The sequence below is a fragment of the Escherichia sp. B1147 genome, assembly GCF_001660175.1.
Lineage (GTDB): Bacteria > Pseudomonadota > Gammaproteobacteria > Enterobacterales > Enterobacteriaceae > Escherichia > Escherichia whittamii.
In genome coordinates, this window is sequence record NZ_LFHY01000005.1 from 297,417 (window position 1) to 312,446 (window position 15,030).

A 15,030-nucleotide genomic window follows, 5' to 3' on the forward strand; every position below is an offset into this window, starting at 1 on the left:
CAATAAGACCATGACCTTAAAAGAATTGTTAGTAGGTTTCGGCACCCAGGTTCGTAGTATCTGGATGATCGGCCTGCACGCGTTCGCCAAACGCGAAACGCGAATGTACCCGGAAGAGCCGGTCTATCTGCCGCCCCGTTATCGTGGTCGTATCGTTCTGACCCGCGACCCGGATGGCGAAGAGCGTTGCGTAGCCTGTAACCTCTGCGCGGTAGCCTGCCCGGTCGGCTGTATCTCACTGCAAAAAGCAGAAACCAAAGACGGTCGCTGGTATCCGGAATTTTTCCGCATCAACTTCTCACGCTGCATTTTCTGTGGTCTGTGCGAAGAAGCCTGTCCGACCACGGCGATTCAGTTAACCCCGGATTTCGAGATGGGGGAATACAAGCGCCAGGATCTGGTTTACGAGAAAGAGGATCTGCTGATCTCCGGTCCGGGCAAATACCCGGAATATAACTTCTACCGGATGGCAGGTATGGCAATCGACGGCAAAGATAAGGGCGAAGCAGAGAACGAAGCCAAGCCTATCGACGTCAAGAGCCTGTTACCGTAAGGAGAGGGGCAATGGAGTTCGCTTTTTATATCTGTGGCCTGATAGCCATACTTGCGACCTTGCGAGTGATCACCCATACCAATCCGGTACACGCACTGCTGTACCTGATTATTTCGCTGCTGGCGATTTCCGGGGTGTTCTTCTCACTGGGCGCTTACTTTGCCGGTGCGCTGGAAATTATCGTCTACGCGGGTGCCATTATGGTGCTGTTCGTGTTTGTGGTGATGATGCTCAACCTGGGCGGTTCAGAAATCGAACAGGAACGCCAGTGGCTGAAACCGCAGGTGTGGATTGGTCCGGCAATTTTGTCGGCCATCATGCTGGTGGTGATTGTTTACGCCATTCTCGGTGTTAACGATCAGGGTATCGACGGTACGCCAATCAGTGCTAAAGCAGTGGGTATTACGCTGTTCGGGCCTTACGTACTGGCGGTTGAACTGGCTTCTATGCTGCTGCTGGCTGGTCTGGTTGTGGCCTTCCACGTCGGTCGTGAAGAGCGTGCGGGTGAAGTGCTAAGTAACCGTAAAGACGACAGCGCGAAAAGAAAAACGGAGGAGCACGCATGATCCCCTTACAACATGGACTGATCCTCGCGGCAATCTTATTCGTTCTTGGCTTAACCGGTCTGGTTATCCGTCGCAATCTGCTGTTTATGCTGATTGGTCTGGAAATCATGATTAACGCCTCCGCGCTGGCCTTTGTGGTCGCCGGTAGCTACTGGGGCCAGACCGACGGTCAGGTGATGTACATTCTCGCCATCAGCCTCGCGGCGGCAGAAGCGAGTATCGGCCTTGCGCTGCTGCTGCAACTTCACCGTCGTCGCCAGAACCTGAACATCGATTCAGTAAGTGAGATGCGCGGATGAACATGCTTGCCTTAACCATTATTTTTCCATTGATTGGCTTCGTCCTGCTGGCGTTCTCCCGTGGCCGCTGGTCTGAAAACGTCTCAGCGATTGTGGGCGTAGGCTCTGTGGGCCTGGCGGCGCTGGTGACCGCCTTTATCGGAGTCGACTTCTTCGCTAACGGCGAGCAGGCATACAGCCAGCCGCTATGGACGTGGATGTCGGTAGGCGACTTTAACATCGGTTTCAACCTGGTGCTGGATGGCCTGTCGCTGACCATGCTCTCGGTAGTCACTGGTGTGGGTTTCCTGATCCACATGTACGCCTCCTGGTATATGCGTGGTGAAGAGGGCTACTCTCGCTTCTTCGCTTATACCAACCTGTTCATCGCCAGCATGGTGGTTCTGGTGCTCGCCGATAACCTGCTGCTGATGTACCTCGGCTGGGAAGGCGTGGGCCTGTGTTCCTATCTATTGATTGGTTTCTATTACACCGATCCGAAGAATGGCGCTGCGGCAATGAAAGCGTTCGTCGTGACCCGTGTGGGTGACGTGTTCCTCGCTTTTGCGCTGTTCATTCTCTACAACGAGCTGGGTACGCTGAACTTCCGCGAAATGGTCGAACTGGCACCAGCGCACTTTGCTGACGGCAATAACATGCTGATGTGGGCGACGCTGATGCTGCTGGGCGGCGCGGTCGGTAAATCTGCGCAGTTGCCATTGCAGACATGGCTTGCCGACGCGATGGCTGGCCCGACGCCTGTCTCTGCGTTGATCCACGCCGCAACCATGGTAACCGCGGGTGTCTACCTGATCGCCCGTACCCACGGCCTGTTCCTGATGACGCCGGAAGTTCTGCATCTGGTGGGTATTGTCGGGGCAGTTACGTTGCTGCTGGCCGGTTTTGCCGCGCTGGTACAGACCGACATCAAACGTGTTCTCGCTTATTCCACCATGAGCCAGATTGGCTACATGTTCCTCGCGCTTGGCGTGCAGGCATGGGATGCGGCGATTTTTCACTTGATGACCCACGCGTTCTTTAAAGCGCTGCTGTTCCTGGCATCCGGTTCCGTCATTCTGGCCTGCCATCACGAACAGAACATCTTCAAGATGGGCGGTCTGCGTAAATCTATTCCGCTGGTTTATCTCTGCTTCCTGGTGGGCGGCGCGGCACTGTCGGCACTGCCGCTGGTCACTGCGGGCTTCTTCAGTAAGGATGAGATCCTCGCGGGGGCGATGGCGAATGGCCATATCAATCTGATGGTGGCAGGTCTGGTCGGTGCGTTTATGACCTCGCTCTATACCTTCCGTATGATTTTCATCGTCTTCCACGGAAAAGAACAAATTCACGCTCACGCCGTGAAAGGGGTAACTCACAGCCTGCCGCTGATTGTGCTGCTGATCCTTTCCACCTTCGTTGGCGCACTGATTGTACCGCCGCTGCAGGGCGTGCTTCCGCAAACTACGGAACTGGCGCACGGCAGCATGTTGACCCTGGAAATTACCTCTGGCGTGGTCGCGGTGGTCGGCATTCTGCTGGCAGCCTGGCTGTGGCTGGGTAAACGTACGCTGGTGACTTCCATCGCCAACAGTGCGCCGGGCCGTCTGCTGAGTACCTGGTGGTACAACGCCTGGGGCTTTGACTGGCTGTACGACAAAGTATTCGTCAAGCCGTTCCTGGGTATCGCCTGGTTGCTGAAACGCGATCCGCTGAACGCAATGATGAACATCCCGGCGATCCTCTCGCGCTTTGCGGGTAAAGGTCTGCTGTTCAGTGAGAACGGCTACCTGCGCTGGTATGTTGCATCCATGAGCATCGGTGCGGTCGTGGTGCTGGCACTGTTGATGGTACTGCGTTGAGTTAAGGATTGTGGGATTGCCCTTGGGCATATAAGAACGTAGGTCGGATAAGCTGCCTTCGCGGCGCATCCGACACTACCCCCAGTCCGAAGTGAATTTTCTGTCGTGAGAATTCGTTGAAAATCCGGTCCTGACGGGACTTTTACAAGGAATAAAGATCGCCATGTTACTACCCTGGCTAATATTGATTCCCTTTATTGGCGGCTTCCTGTGCTGGCAGACCGAACGCTTTGGCGTCAAGGTGCCGCGCTGGGTAGCGCTAATCACCATGGGATTGACGCTGGCGCTGTCGCTGCAACTGTGGTTGCAGGGCGGTTATTCACTGACGCAATCCGCCGGAATTCCGCAGTGGCAGTCTGAATTTGACATGCCGTGGATCCCGCGTTTTGGAATCTCTATCCATCTCGCCATTGATGGTCTGTCGCTGCTGATGGTCGTGCTGACCGGTCTGCTCGGCGTGCTGGCGGTACTCTGCTCGTGGAATGAGATCGAAAAATATCAGGGCTTCTTCCACCTCAACCTGATGTGGATCCTGGGCGGCGTTATCGGCGTGTTCCTTGCCATCGACATGTTCCTGTTCTTCTTCTTCTGGGAAATGATGCTGGTGCCGATGTACTTCCTGATCGCGCTGTGGGGGCATAAAGCCTCTGATGGTAAAACGCGTATCACGGCGGCAACCAAGTTCTTCATCTATACCCAGGCGAGTGGTCTGGTGATGTTGATCGCCATCCTGGCGCTGGTCTTCGTTCATTACAATGCGACCGGTATCTGGACCTTCAACTATGAAGAACTGCTGAATACGCCAATGTCTAACGGCGTGGAATACCTGTTGATGCTGGGCTTCTTCATCGCCTTCGCGGTCAAAATGCCGGTGGTTCCGCTGCACGGCTGGCTGCCAGATGCGCACTCTCAGGCACCGACAGCCGGTTCCGTTGACCTTGCGGGGATCTTGCTGAAAACCGCTGCTTACGGTCTGCTGCGCTTCTCGCTGCCGCTGTTCCCGAACGCCTCGGCAGAGTTCGCGCCAATCGCTATGTGGCTGGGTGTTATCGGCATCTTCTACGGTGCGTGGATGGCCTTTGCCCAGACCGATATCAAACGTCTGATTGCCTACACCTCGGTTTCCCACATGGGCTTCGTGCTGATTGCTATCTACACCGGCAGCCAGTTGGCCTACCAGGGCGCGGTTATTCAGATGATTGCGCACGGTTTGTCGGCGGCGGGTCTGTTTATTCTCTGCGGTCAGCTCTATGAACGTATCCACACTCGCGACATGCGGATGATGGGCGGTCTGTGGAGCAAGATGAAATGGCTGCCAGCACTGTCCCTGTTCTTTGCAGTGGCAACGCTTGGGATGCCAGGTACCGGTAACTTCGTCGGCGAATTTATGATTCTGTTCGGCAGCTTCCAGGTTGTCCCGGTGATTACCGTTATCTCTACCTTTGGGCTGGTCTTTGCATCTGTTTATTCGCTGGCGATGCTTCATCGCGCTTACTTCGGTAAAGCGAAAAGCCAGATTGCCAGCCAGGAACTGCCAGGGATGTCGCTGCGTGAGCTGTTTATGATCCTGTTGCTGGTGGTGCTGCTGGTACTGCTGGGCTTCTATCCGCAGCCGATTCTGGATACCTCGCACTCCGCGATTGGCAATATCCAGCAGTGGTTTGTTAATTCCGTTACTACTACAAGGCCGTAAATCGCTCATGACTTTAACTCCACAAAACCTGATCGCACTGCTACCGTTGCTGATCGTCGGCTTGACGGTGGTGGTTGTGATGCTCTCCATTGCGTGGCGACGCAATCATTTCCTCAACGCTACGCTCTCGGTTATTGGGCTTAACGCGGCGCTGGTTTCGCTCTGGTTTGTCGGCCAGGCGGGCGCTATGGACGTTACGCCGCTGATGCGCGTTGATGGTTTCGCCATGCTTTACACCGGGCTGGTACTGTTGGCGAGCCTCGCAACCTGTACTTTTGCCTACCCGTGGCTTGAAGGCTATAACGACAACAAGGACGAGTTCTACCTGTTGGTGTTAATTGCCGCACTGGGTGGGATCCTGCTGGCGAATGCCAACCATCTGGCGTCTCTGTTCCTCGGTATCGAACTGATCTCTCTGCCACTGTTTGGCCTGGTCGGTTACGCTTTCCGCCAGAAACGTTCGCTGGAAGCCAGTATCAAATACACCATTCTCTCTGCCGCAGCGTCTTCTTTCCTGCTGTTCGGTATGGCGCTGGTGTACGCGCAGTCTGGCGACCTGTCGTTTGTCGCGCTGGGTAAAAACCTCGGCGACGGTATGCTCAACGAGCCGCTGTTGCTGGCAGGTTTCGGCCTGATGATTGTTGGCCTCGGCTTCAAACTCTCTCTGGTGCCGTTCCACCTGTGGACGCCAGACGTATACCAGGGCGCGCCTGCGCCGGTTTCCACTTTCCTGGCGACGGCGAGCAAAATCGCTATCTTCGGCGTGGTGATGCGTCTGTTCCTCTACGCACCGGTGGGGGACAGCGAAGCGATTCGCGTGGTGCTGGCGATTATCGCCTTTGCCTCTATCATCTTCGGTAACCTGATGGCACTGAGCCAGACCAACATCAAACGTCTGCTCGGTTACTCATCTATCTCTCACCTTGGCTATCTGCTGGTGGCGCTGATTGCGCTGCAAACCGGCGAGATGTCGATGGAAGCGGTAGGGGTTTACCTCGCCGGTTATCTGTTCAGCAGCCTCGGCGCGTTCGGCGTGGTCAGCCTGATGTCCAGCCCTTATCGTGGCCCGGATGCTGATTCTCTGTTCTCTTACCGCGGTCTGTTCTGGCATCGTCCGATCCTCGCGGCAGTGATGACGGTGATGATGTTGTCGCTGGCCGGTATCCCGATGACGCTGGGCTTTATCGGTAAGTTCTACGTGCTGGCGGTCGGTGTTCAGGCACACTTGTGGTGGTTGGTGGGTGCGGTGGTTGTCGGTTCGGCAATCGGCCTCTACTACTACCTGCGCGTGGCGGTGAGTCTGTACCTGCATGCACCGGAAAAACCTGGCCGCGATGCACCGTCTAACTGGCAGTACAGCGCGGGCGGTATCGTGGTGCTCATCTCCGCACTGTTGGTACTGGTGCTGGGTGTATGGCCACAACCGCTGATTAGCATTGTGCGTTTGGCAATGCCGATGATGTAAGTCATCAATTCATAAGCTGAGAAGGCCGCCGACATGTTCGGCGGTTTTTTTATGGTACCCTGATACCATCACCCAACAATCACCGTCAGCGCATGATTCCCTTGCCGCAGCATACGCCGATACGCGCTAATCAGCTTTTCCATATCAAGCATGATGGACGCAAAGAGTTGCCCTTCTAACTCTTCTGAAAAGGTCACTCCCGGATAAATCTCCATTTCATTGAGTCGCTTAATGGAAAACTGTTTACGCAGCACATTTCGGTCGAGTGCTTCCAGGCGGTCGATTGTCGCGGCTAACTCCTGATTCCAGGTTAATCCCAGGAAACCATCTATGCCATCTTCGAGACTGTGTTCACCAAGCACTGCGCGACTTAGTGGGTCATTCTTCGCAGGGTCAAATGCAGATGTACCCGTCAGGCCAAAATGTAAAAAATCCCAGCGTTTATCAATATCCAGACGCCGTAAACCTGAAAGCGTGTCGTGAATATTGTCCATTAAAGGCTTTTCTGTAGATTCAAGCAGTTGGTTAACCTTTTCTGAATTAATTTCCGCAAAATAACAAATCATTCCCATCTTATTTCTCCCGTCAGATTTCCTTTTGCGCATCTTAAAACAGACGCGGAAAAATAAAATAATCATGCTGTTTTTTCTGGATCCTCCTCGAGAAATTTTTATTATTTACTGTTTTGCAACAAGGTAATAACTCCATCCACGACCTGAGCCATTTTCTGATAATTGAGTCTGTCTGCGGTATCGCCAGGTAATTGATATTATTTGTTTTTATAATTGCTCAGAACTTGCGTGTCGGGGTGTTGGCTGTAATGCATTGACCCAGGGTTGATAAAGAACAATCAGAGGAAGTGAAAACAGGAACAATATAAAAAAGGGAAAAGTTATTTTTTATATGCAAATTATTAATAGGTTTCGTTGTTGAATTATTATTTGTTATGGGTTTCGATACTGTATCTTATTAAGATTGTCAGGGCTATACAAAGAGTCTATTTTATGTCTGGTGGCCGAGTTTATTTAAAAGGATTTTATATGAGAAATAAAAATATAATCATGTTGCTTATTAGTAGTTTGATTTTGTCAGGATGTGGACCGGAATTTAAGGATAAGGAAAGCCAGCAACAACAATCCACTACATCAACAGACCAGCAAGCGCGTGCCGCGCAACAAGCTGCAAGAAAAGAGGCCGAGCAAAGAGCCGCCGTCGCTAAAGCCGCTGCTGACGCGAAAGCAAAATCCTTAGTCCAGCAAGAAGCGCAACAATCCTCAGACAAACAAGCTTTACAGGGGCGATTGCAGGCAGCGCCAACATATGCAAGAGCGTCTAAAGAAAAAGCTACACGTATCTCAAATCCAGGAACCGCTCGTTACCAGCAGTTCGATGACAATCCGGTTAAGCAGGTAGCGCAAAACCCGTTGGCGACGTTTAGCCTTGATGTTGACACCGGCAGTTATGCAAATGTACGGCGTTTTCTCAATCAGGGGCAGTTGCCTCCGCCAGACGCTGTGCGGGTGGAGGAGATGGTCAATTATTTCCCGTCTGACTGGGAGATGACTGACAAAAAATCTATTCCGGCTTCTAAGCCAATACCTTTCGCTATGCGCTACGAACTGGCACCTGCGCCGTGGAATGAACAGCGAACATTGCTGAAAGTTGATATCCTGGCGAAAGACCTCAAAAGTGAAGCGTTACCAGCTTCTAATTTGGTCTTTCTTATCGACACGTCCGGGTCAATGCATTCTGATGAACGCTTACCTCTAATTCAGTCTTCTTTGAAGTTGCTGGTTAAAAAACTCCGTGATCAGGACAACATTTCTATTGTGACCTATGCCGGTGACTCCCGTATTGCGTTGCCTTCAATCTCCGGGAATCACAAGGCGGAAATTAATGCCGCAATTGATTCGCTGGATGCAGAAGGCAGTACCAATGGCGGTGCCGGGCTGGAGATGGCTTATCAGCAGGCAGCGAAGGGGTTTATTAAAGGTGGCATCAATCGAATTTTATTGGCCACTGACGGTGACTTTAACGTTGGCATTGACGATCCAAAATCGATTGAATCAATGGTCAAAAAACAGCGGGAGTCTGGTGTTACGCTATCGACGCTGGGCGTAGGAGGGGATAATTACAATGAGGCAATGATGGTGAGAATTGCCGATGTTGGTAACGGCAACTACAGCTACATTGATACCCTCTCAGAAGCGCAGAAGGTATTGAACAGCGAAATGCATCAGACATTGGTTACCGTGGCAAAAGATGTCAAAGCGCAAATTGAGTTTAACCCCGCGTGGGTGACGGAATACCGTCAGATTGGTTATGAAAAACGTCAGTTACGGGCGGAGGATTTTAATAACGACACCGTTGATGCGGGCGATATTGGCGCAGGTAAACATATAACGTTGTTATTTGAATTAACGCTTAACGGACAAATGGCGTCAATTGATAAATTACGCTATGCCTCGGATCAGAAATCAGCAGAATCGGACAAAGCTAAAGAACTGGCCTGGTTAAAGATTCGTTGGAAATACCCGCAGGGAAAAGAAAGTCAGTTAGTTGAATTTCCGTTGGCACCCACAATAAACGCACCGTCAGAAGATATGCGTTTTCGCGCAGCAGTAGCTGCATTTGGGCAAAAATTGCGCGACTCTGAATACCTGAATAATATATCCTGGCAGCAGATCGAGCAGTGGGCGCGGCAAGCGAAAGGGCAGGACCTACAAGGTTACAGAGCGGAATTTATTCGCCTGATTGGGCTGGCGGAAGGTCTGGACAATTCACAAAACTAAAAATGATAAATCTGTTTGCCGGATATCGACATCAAGCGTATTCGGCAAACAGATGAAAAATATGTCAAATAACTGCGTTGGCATCATTAAATTAATCAGCCAACTAACCACCGCTTTCGACTTAAATGCTAAAAACCGCGAAATCGCTCGCCAGTTCAGTTGCCGGGAAAATCGACCGGCATTCGTGTAACAAGTGCTGACAGCCTTTGTCATCATAGCGCGAACTAACATGGGTAATAATTAGCTTACCGACACCAGCTTCACGGGCCAGAGCTGCCGCCTGGCGTGTGGAGCTGTGGCCGCGGCTGTTGGCTTTGGCTTCCATTTCCATATCCAGAGTAGCTTCGTGAATCATTATGTCGACACCTTTAGCCAGCTCCAGCGCGGCATCGCAAGGGCCAGTATCGCCGAAAATGGCGATCGCTTTTCCTGGTGTAGGCGCGGCTAAGTAATCAGCGCCGTTAATCTGCCGACCGTCTTCCAACGTGACAGTTTTTCCGGCTTTCAAATCCTGAAACAATGGGCCAGGCTGTACGCCTGCGGCCTTTAATGCCGGGGCATTCAGCGCACCAGGCTTATCATGTTCTTCTACGCGATAGCCGTAACATTCCAGCGGATGTTCCATCGGATAAGCTGTCACTTTACGCAAGCCATCATCAAGAATTTCGCCTGCGCTAATTTCAACAATCTCCAGCGGATAATCGGTCCACGAGCCACTAATGCGTAACGCTGTCTCAACGAATTCACGGATACCTTTCGGACCATAAATTGTTAAGGGTTGCACAATGCCTGACATGGAACGACTGCACAGCAAACCAGGCAGGCCGAAAAGATGATCGCCATGAAGATGGCTAATAAAAATCCTGTCCAGTTTTCCAGGGTTAAATGCCGTGTGCAGCATCTGGTGTTGTGTACCTTCACCACAGTCAAATAACCAAAGTCCGGCCTGGGTCGGATGTTGCAGATTGAGCAATATCGCCGTGACATTACGCGCCCGGGTCGGAACTCCCGCCGAAGTACCTAAGAAAATTAATTCCATAAGACCATCACATTTCTAAAAATAATCCGGCTAGTATAAGGCATACAACCAAAAGGAGCGCATCATGATCGACTGGCAGGATCTTCATCACTCTGAATTATCGGTTTCTCAGCTTTATGCCTTATTACAACTGCGTTGTGCGGTATTCGTCGTCGAACAAAACTGTCCTTATCAGGATGTCGATGGTGACGATCTGGTAGGTGAAAATCGTCACATTCTCGGCTGGCAAAACGGGGAACTGGTAGCGTATGCGAGGATTCTGAAAAGCGATGATGATCTCGAACCGGTGGTGATTGGTCGGGTGATTGTCAGCGAAGCTTTGCGGGGCGAAAAAGTGGGGCAACAACTGATGCGTCAAACGCTCGATTCATGCGCGAGTCACTGGCCTGATAAGCCTGTTTACCTTGGTGCGCAGGCACATTTGCAAAACTTTTACCGCAGTTTTGGCTTTATCCCCGTAACGGATATTTACGAGGAAGATGGTATTCCCCACATTGGGATGGCGCGCGAAGTCATTCAGGCGTAATCGATAACCGTTGTCTATAGTTAGTGGCAGGTTTTAAGCAAATGGAGAATGAGAATGTCTAATCAATTTGGTGATACACGCATCGATGACGACCTGACGTTGCTGAGTGAAACACTGGAAGAAGTGCTGCGCTCCTCTGGCGATCCCGCCGATCAGAAATATATTGAGCTGAAGGCGCGAGCAGAGAAGGCGCTGGATGATGTGAAAAAAAGAGTCAGTCAGGCTTCGGACAGCTATTACTATCGGGCGAAGCAAGCGGTTTATCGCGCCGACGACTACGTTCATGAAAAACCGTGGCAGGGGATTGGCGTTGGCGCTGCGGTTGGTTTGGTATTAGGACTGTTGCTGGCACGCCGTTAAAACCTCCCTACACTGGGGTACTGCATTTTTTTTGCAGTACCCCGTATAATGTGAGGCTTTTAACAGGGAGAGGTCCGCGTGCAATCACTCACTACGGCGCTGGAAAATCTATTGCGCCATCTGTCGCAAGAGTTTCCAGCGACGCCCGGCATTCGGGTTTTTGATATTCCTTTCCCATTAAATGACGCCTTTGATGCCTTAAGCTGGTTGGCCAGCCAGAAAATGTATCCGCAATTTTACTGGCAACAACGCAATGGTGATGAAGAGGCTGCCGTGCTGGGGACAATAGCCTGCTTTTCGTCGCTGGCGCAGGCGCAGCGTTTTCTCCGACAACACCCGGATCACACCGACTTACGTATCTGGGGGCTGAATGCGTTTGACCCTTCCCAGGGCAATTTACTCCTCCCGCGGTTGGAATGGCGACGCTGTGCAGGCAAAGCGACCCTTCGACTGACCCTTTTCAGCGAACACTCCCTTCAGCAAGATGCACATCAGGCAAAGGAATTCATTGCTGCTCTGGCAAACATTAAACCGTTGCCAACCCTGCATTTAACTATCACCCAAGAAAATCACTGGCCGGACAAACCAGGTTGGACGCGGTTAATTAAACTGGCGACCGACACCATTGCTGAAGGTGAACTGGATAAAGTGGTGTTGGCGCGGGCGACCGACCTGCATTTCTCCGATTCAGTTAACGCGGCGGCAATGATGGCTGCCAGCCGTCGGTTGAACCTGAACTGCTATCATTTCTACATGGCCTTTGATGGCGAAACCGCGTTCCTGGGTTCATCTCCTGAGCGGCTTTGGCGGCGGCGTGACAAAGCGTTGCGTACTGAAGCACTGGCGGGGACGGTAGCGAATCATCCTGATGATAAACAGGCGCAGCAACTGGGCGAGTGGCTTATGGCGGATGATAAAAACCAGCGCGAGAACATGCTGGTGGTGGAAGATATCTGCCAGCGATTGCAGGCAGATACCCAGACACTCGATGTATTGCCGCCGCAGGTGCTTCGTCTGCGTAAAGTGCAGCATCTGCGTCGCTGTATCTGGACTTCACTCAACAAAGCGGATGATGTGATCTGTTTACATCAGTTGCAGCCAACGGCAGCGGTGGCAGGTTTACCGCGCGATCTGGCGCGGCAGTTCATCGCCCGGCACGAACCGTTCACCCGCGAATGGTATGCCGGTTCTGCGGGTTATCTCTCATTACAACAAAGCGAATTCTGCGTTTCCCTGCGCTCGGCGAAAATCAGTAGCAATGTCGTGCGATTGTATGCCGGAGCAGGCATTGTCCGAGGCTCAGACCCCGAGCAGGAGTGGCTGGAAATCGACAACAAAGCGGCAGGACTGCGCACTTTATTACAATTGGAATAGTAATGAGTCGCATCATTACCGATTCATATCAATAATCTATTTTTGTAGCTCCTTATACTTAGCCGCAATATTGATACCGGACAAACTCATGTCAGTAAGCGCATTTAACCGACGCTGGGCGGCGGTCATTCTGGAAGCATTAACACGTCATGGCGTCAGACATGTCTGCATCGCCCCTGGCTCTCGTTCTACGCCATTAACTCTGGCGGCGGCGGAGAATTCCGCATTCATTCACCACACTCATTTTGATGAGCGTGGGCTGGGGCATCTGGCGCTGGGGCTGGCGAAGGTCAGCAAACAGCCAGTGGCGGTGATAGTGACTTCCGGCACGGCGGTAGCGAATCTCTATCCGGCGTTGATTGAAGCGGGGTTAACCGGAGAAAAACTGATCCTGTTAACCGCCGATCGTCCTCCGGAACTGATTGACTGCGGCGCAAATCAGGCAATTCGTCAGCCGGGTATGTTCGCCTCTCATCCTACGCATAGCATTTCACTACCGCGCCCGACTCAGGATATTCCCGCCCGTTGGCTGGTTTCTACTATCGACCACGCTTTAGGCACGCTGCATGCGGGCGGAGTCCATATCAACTGCCCGTTTGCCGAACCGTTATATGGTGAGATGGACGATACCGGACTTAGCTGGCAACAACGTCTTGGCGACTGGTGGCAGGGCGACAAACCGTGGCTGCGTGAAGCGCCTCGTCTTGAGAGCGAAAAACAGCGCGACTGGTTCTTCTGGCGGCAAAAGCGCGGCGTGGTGGTTGCCGGGCGCATGAGTGCGGAAGAGGGCAAAAAAGTTGCCCTGTGGGCGCAAACTCTTGGCTGGCCGCTGATTGGCGATGTGCTGTCGCAAACCGGGCAGCCGCTGCCTTGTGCCGATCTCTGGTTAGGCAATGCCAAAGCGGTGAGTGAGTTGAAGCAGGCGCAGATTGTCGTGCAACTTGGGAGCAGCCTGACGGGCAAACGGTTACTGCAATGGCAGGCAAGCTGTGAGCCAGAAGAGTACTGGATTGTTGATAACATCGAAGGGCAGCTTGACCCGGCACACCACCGTGGGCGTCGCCTGGTTGCCAATATTGCCGACTGGCTGGAGCTGCATCCGGCTGAAAAACGTCAGCCCTGGTGTGTGGAGATCCCGCGTCTGGCTGAACAGGCAATGCAGGCAGTTGTTGCCCGCCGCGATGCTTTTGGCGAAGCGCAACTGGCGCACCGCATCAGCGACTATCTGCCACAACAGGGGCAACTGTTTGTCGGTAACAGCCTGGTAGTGCGTTTGATCGATGCTCTCTCGCAACTTCCGGCAGGTTATCCGGTATATAGCAACCGAGGGGCCAGCGGTATCGACGGCCTGATCTCAACGGCTGCAGGCGTTCAGCGGGCCAGTGGTAAACCGACACTGGCGATTGTTGGCGATCTTTCCGCACTTTACGACCTGAACGCGCTGGCCTTGTTACGTCAGGTTTCCGCGCCGCTGGTATTAATTGTGGTGAACAACAACGGCGGGCAAATTTTCTCGCTGCTGCCGACGCCGAAAAGCGAGCGCGAGCGTTTCTATCTGATGCCGCAAAACGTCCATTTTGAGCACGCTGCCGCGATGTTTGAGCTGAAATATCATCGCCCACAAAACTGGGATGAATTTGAATCGGTTCTGGCAGGCGCGTGGCGCATCCCAACCACCACGGTGATTGAAATGGTGGTTAACGACACCGATGGTGCGCAAACCCTCCAGCAATTGCTGGCGCAGGTAAGCCATTTATGATCCTGCACGCGCAGGCAAAACACGGTAAGCCAGGTTTACCCTGGCTGGTGTTTTTGCATGGTTTCTCCGGCGATTGCCTCGAATGGCAGGAAGTCGGCGAGGCGTTTGCTGATTATTCGCGTTTATATATTGATCTCCCCGGACACGGTGGTTCGGCGGCAATTCGTGTCGGTGGTTTTGCTGATGTCACCGACTTACTACGTAAAACCCTTGTTAGTTACAACATACTAAACTACTGGTTGGTGGGATATTCGCTTGGTGGACGGGTGGCGATGATGGCGGCTTGTCAGGGGATGTCGGGACTGAGTGGCGTGATTGTCGAAGGTGGGCATCCTGGGCTGCAAAGTGCTGAACAACGAGCGGAACGCCAGCTTTCCGATCACCGCTGGGCGCAGCGTTTTTGCTCAGAACCGTTAATGGCAGTGTTTACCGACTGGTATCAACAGCCTATTTTTGCCTCGCTCAATGATGATCAACGCCGGGAGCTGGTGACGCTGCGCAGCAACAATAACGGCGCAACCCTTGCCGCTATGCTGGAGGCCACTTCTCTCGCCGTCCAGCCTGATTTACGTGCTAACCTTAGCGCCCGCACATTTGCGTTTTATTATTTATGTGGTGAACGTGACAGCAAATTCCGCGCTCTGGCGGCGGAACTGGCTGCCGACTGCCATGTCATTCCTCGCGCCGGACATAACGCGCACCGGGAAAATCCCGCTGGCGTAATCGCAAGTCTGGCGCAGATCTTGCGTTTCTGACTAAAGGACAC

14 protein-coding genes and 1 pseudogene are annotated in these 15,030 nt (G+C 52.6%); 12 read left to right on the plus strand and 3 right to left on the minus strand.

Annotated elements, in window-relative coordinates; translation table 11 throughout:
* The first annotated feature begins 10 nt into the window (after positions 1-10).
* From nuoI to nuoN, 6 genes are all read left to right on the plus strand, one after another.
* On the plus strand, positions 11-553 hold the full coding sequence (gene nuoI / locus A9180_RS04600) for an NADH-quinone oxidoreductase subunit NuoI (protein ID WP_000172749.1): 543 nt from the start codon (positions 11-13) through the stop codon (positions 551-553).
* A gap of 11 nt (positions 554-564) precedes the next feature.
* The gene (nuoJ, locus tag A9180_RS04605) at positions 565-1,119 is read left to right on the plus strand and encodes an NADH-quinone oxidoreductase subunit J (RefSeq protein WP_000393511.1); all 555 of its coding nucleotides are present in this window, start codon (positions 565-567) and stop codon (positions 1,117-1,119) included.
* The gene (gene nuoK / locus A9180_RS04610) at positions 1,116-1,418 is read left to right on the plus strand and encodes an NADH-quinone oxidoreductase subunit NuoK (protein WP_000612644.1); all 303 of its coding nucleotides are present in this window, start codon (positions 1,116-1,118) and stop codon (positions 1,416-1,418) included. The genes nuoJ and nuoK overlap by 4 nt, the downstream gene beginning before the upstream one ends.
* On the plus strand, positions 1,415-3,256 hold the full coding sequence (gene nuoL / locus A9180_RS04615) for an NADH-quinone oxidoreductase subunit L (RefSeq protein WP_064526623.1): 1,842 nt from the start codon (positions 1,415-1,417) through the stop codon (positions 3,254-3,256). Before nuoK ends, nuoL begins: the two co-directional genes overlap by 4 nt.
* A gap of 163 nt (positions 3,257-3,419) precedes the next feature.
* Positions 3,420-4,949: an NADH-quinone oxidoreductase subunit M gene (gene nuoM, locus A9180_RS04620; protein WP_064526626.1), complete on the plus strand. Its 1,530-nt coding sequence runs from the start codon at positions 3,420-3,422 to the stop codon at positions 4,947-4,949.
* Positions 4,950-4,956: 7 nt separating this feature from the next.
* Entirely contained in the window at positions 4,957-6,414 is a 1,458-nt protein-coding gene (gene nuoN / locus A9180_RS04625; protein ID WP_064526628.1) for an NADH-quinone oxidoreductase subunit NuoN, read from the plus strand.
* 68 nt (positions 6,415-6,482) lie between these two features.
* Here nuoN and A9180_RS04630 read toward each other — a convergent pair whose 3' ends face one another.
* Positions 6,483-6,986: a YfbM family protein gene (locus A9180_RS04630; RefSeq protein WP_064526631.1), complete on the minus strand. Its 504-nt coding sequence runs from the start codon at positions 6,984-6,986 to the stop codon at positions 6,483-6,485.
* A 101-nt stretch (positions 6,987-7,087) separates the two neighbouring features.
* A pseudogene (locus tag A9180_RS24690) lies at positions 7,088-7,183 on the minus strand (aminopeptidase); the annotation flags it as partial.
* A 271-nt stretch (positions 7,184-7,454) separates the two neighbouring features.
* Between A9180_RS24690 and A9180_RS04635 the strand changes: the two are divergent.
* Positions 7,455-9,206 (plus strand): vWA domain-containing protein, encoded by a 1,752-nt coding sequence (locus A9180_RS04635; RefSeq protein ID WP_064526634.1) that lies wholly within the window; start codon positions 7,455-7,457, stop codon positions 9,204-9,206.
* Between the two features lie 121 nt (positions 9,207-9,327).
* On the opposite strand, the gene rbn is transcribed toward A9180_RS04635, so the two are convergent.
* A complete protein-coding gene (rbn, locus tag A9180_RS04640) occupies positions 9,328-10,245 on the minus strand; it encodes a ribonuclease BN (protein ID WP_064526638.1) in 918 nt (305 codons plus the stop codon).
* A 64-nt stretch (positions 10,246-10,309) separates the two neighbouring features.
* Here rbn and A9180_RS04645 point away from each other — a divergent pair, with 64 nt between their 5' ends.
* From A9180_RS04645 to menH, 5 genes are all read left to right on the plus strand, one after another.
* Positions 10,310-10,771 carry a GNAT family N-acetyltransferase gene (locus A9180_RS04645; protein WP_064526641.1) on the plus strand — a complete coding sequence of 154 codons (462 nt, stop codon included), beginning with the start codon at positions 10,310-10,312 and terminating at the stop codon, positions 10,769-10,771.
* 54 nt (positions 10,772-10,825) lie between these two features.
* Positions 10,826-11,131, plus strand: coding sequence for a stress response protein ElaB (elaB, locus tag A9180_RS04650; RefSeq protein WP_064526644.1), 306 nt, complete (start codon positions 10,826-10,828; stop codon positions 11,129-11,131).
* A 78-nt stretch (positions 11,132-11,209) separates the two neighbouring features.
* A complete protein-coding gene (gene menF / locus A9180_RS04655) occupies positions 11,210-12,505 on the plus strand; it encodes an isochorismate synthase MenF (protein ID WP_064526647.1) in 1,296 nt (431 codons plus the stop codon).
* 88 nt (positions 12,506-12,593) lie between these two features.
* Positions 12,594-14,264, plus strand: coding sequence for a 2-succinyl-5-enolpyruvyl-6-hydroxy-3-cyclohexene-1-carboxylic-acid synthase (menD, locus tag A9180_RS04660; RefSeq protein WP_064526650.1), 1,671 nt, complete (start codon positions 12,594-12,596; stop codon positions 14,262-14,264).
* The gene (menH, locus tag A9180_RS04665) at positions 14,261-15,019 is read left to right on the plus strand and encodes a 2-succinyl-6-hydroxy-2,4-cyclohexadiene-1-carboxylate synthase (RefSeq protein WP_064526655.1); all 759 of its coding nucleotides are present in this window, start codon (positions 14,261-14,263) and stop codon (positions 15,017-15,019) included. Before menD ends, menH begins: the two co-directional genes overlap by 4 nt.
* The last annotated feature ends 11 nt before the right edge of the window (positions 15,020-15,030 follow it).

What these genes read in the sequence shown, in the direction of transcription:
- A9180_RS04630 (WP_064526631.1), bottom strand. Translation starts at nt 6,986, where the DNA reads ATGGGAATGATTTGTTATTTTGCGGAAATTAATTCAGAAAAGGTTAAC.
- nuoK (WP_000612644.1), top strand. Translation starts at nt 1,116, where the DNA reads ATGATCCCCTTACAACATGGACTGATCCTCGCGGCAATCTTATTCGTT.
- nuoJ (WP_000393511.1), top strand. Translation starts at nt 565, where the DNA reads ATGGAGTTCGCTTTTTATATCTGTGGCCTGATAGCCATACTTGCGACC.
- nuoI (WP_000172749.1), top strand. Translation starts at nt 11, where the DNA reads ATGACCTTAAAAGAATTGTTAGTAGGTTTCGGCACCCAGGTTCGTAGT.
- menH (WP_064526655.1), top strand. Translation starts at nt 14,261, where the DNA reads ATGATCCTGCACGCGCAGGCAAAACACGGTAAGCCAGGTTTACCCTGG.
- rbn (WP_064526638.1), bottom strand. Translation starts at nt 10,245, where the DNA reads ATGGAATTAATTTTCTTAGGTACTTCGGCGGGAGTTCCGACCCGGGCG.
- nuoM (WP_064526626.1), top strand. Translation starts at nt 3,420, where the DNA reads ATGTTACTACCCTGGCTAATATTGATTCCCTTTATTGGCGGCTTCCTG.
- elaB (WP_064526644.1), top strand. Translation starts at nt 10,826, where the DNA reads ATGTCTAATCAATTTGGTGATACACGCATCGATGACGACCTGACGTTG.
- nuoL (WP_064526623.1), top strand. Translation starts at nt 1,415, where the DNA reads ATGAACATGCTTGCCTTAACCATTATTTTTCCATTGATTGGCTTCGTC.
- nuoN (WP_064526628.1), top strand. Translation starts at nt 4,957, where the DNA reads ATGACTTTAACTCCACAAAACCTGATCGCACTGCTACCGTTGCTGATC.
- menD (WP_064526650.1), top strand. Translation starts at nt 12,594, where the DNA reads ATGTCAGTAAGCGCATTTAACCGACGCTGGGCGGCGGTCATTCTGGAA.
- A9180_RS04635 (WP_064526634.1), top strand. Translation starts at nt 7,455, where the DNA reads ATGAGAAATAAAAATATAATCATGTTGCTTATTAGTAGTTTGATTTTG.
- A9180_RS04645 (WP_064526641.1), top strand. Translation starts at nt 10,310, where the DNA reads ATGATCGACTGGCAGGATCTTCATCACTCTGAATTATCGGTTTCTCAG.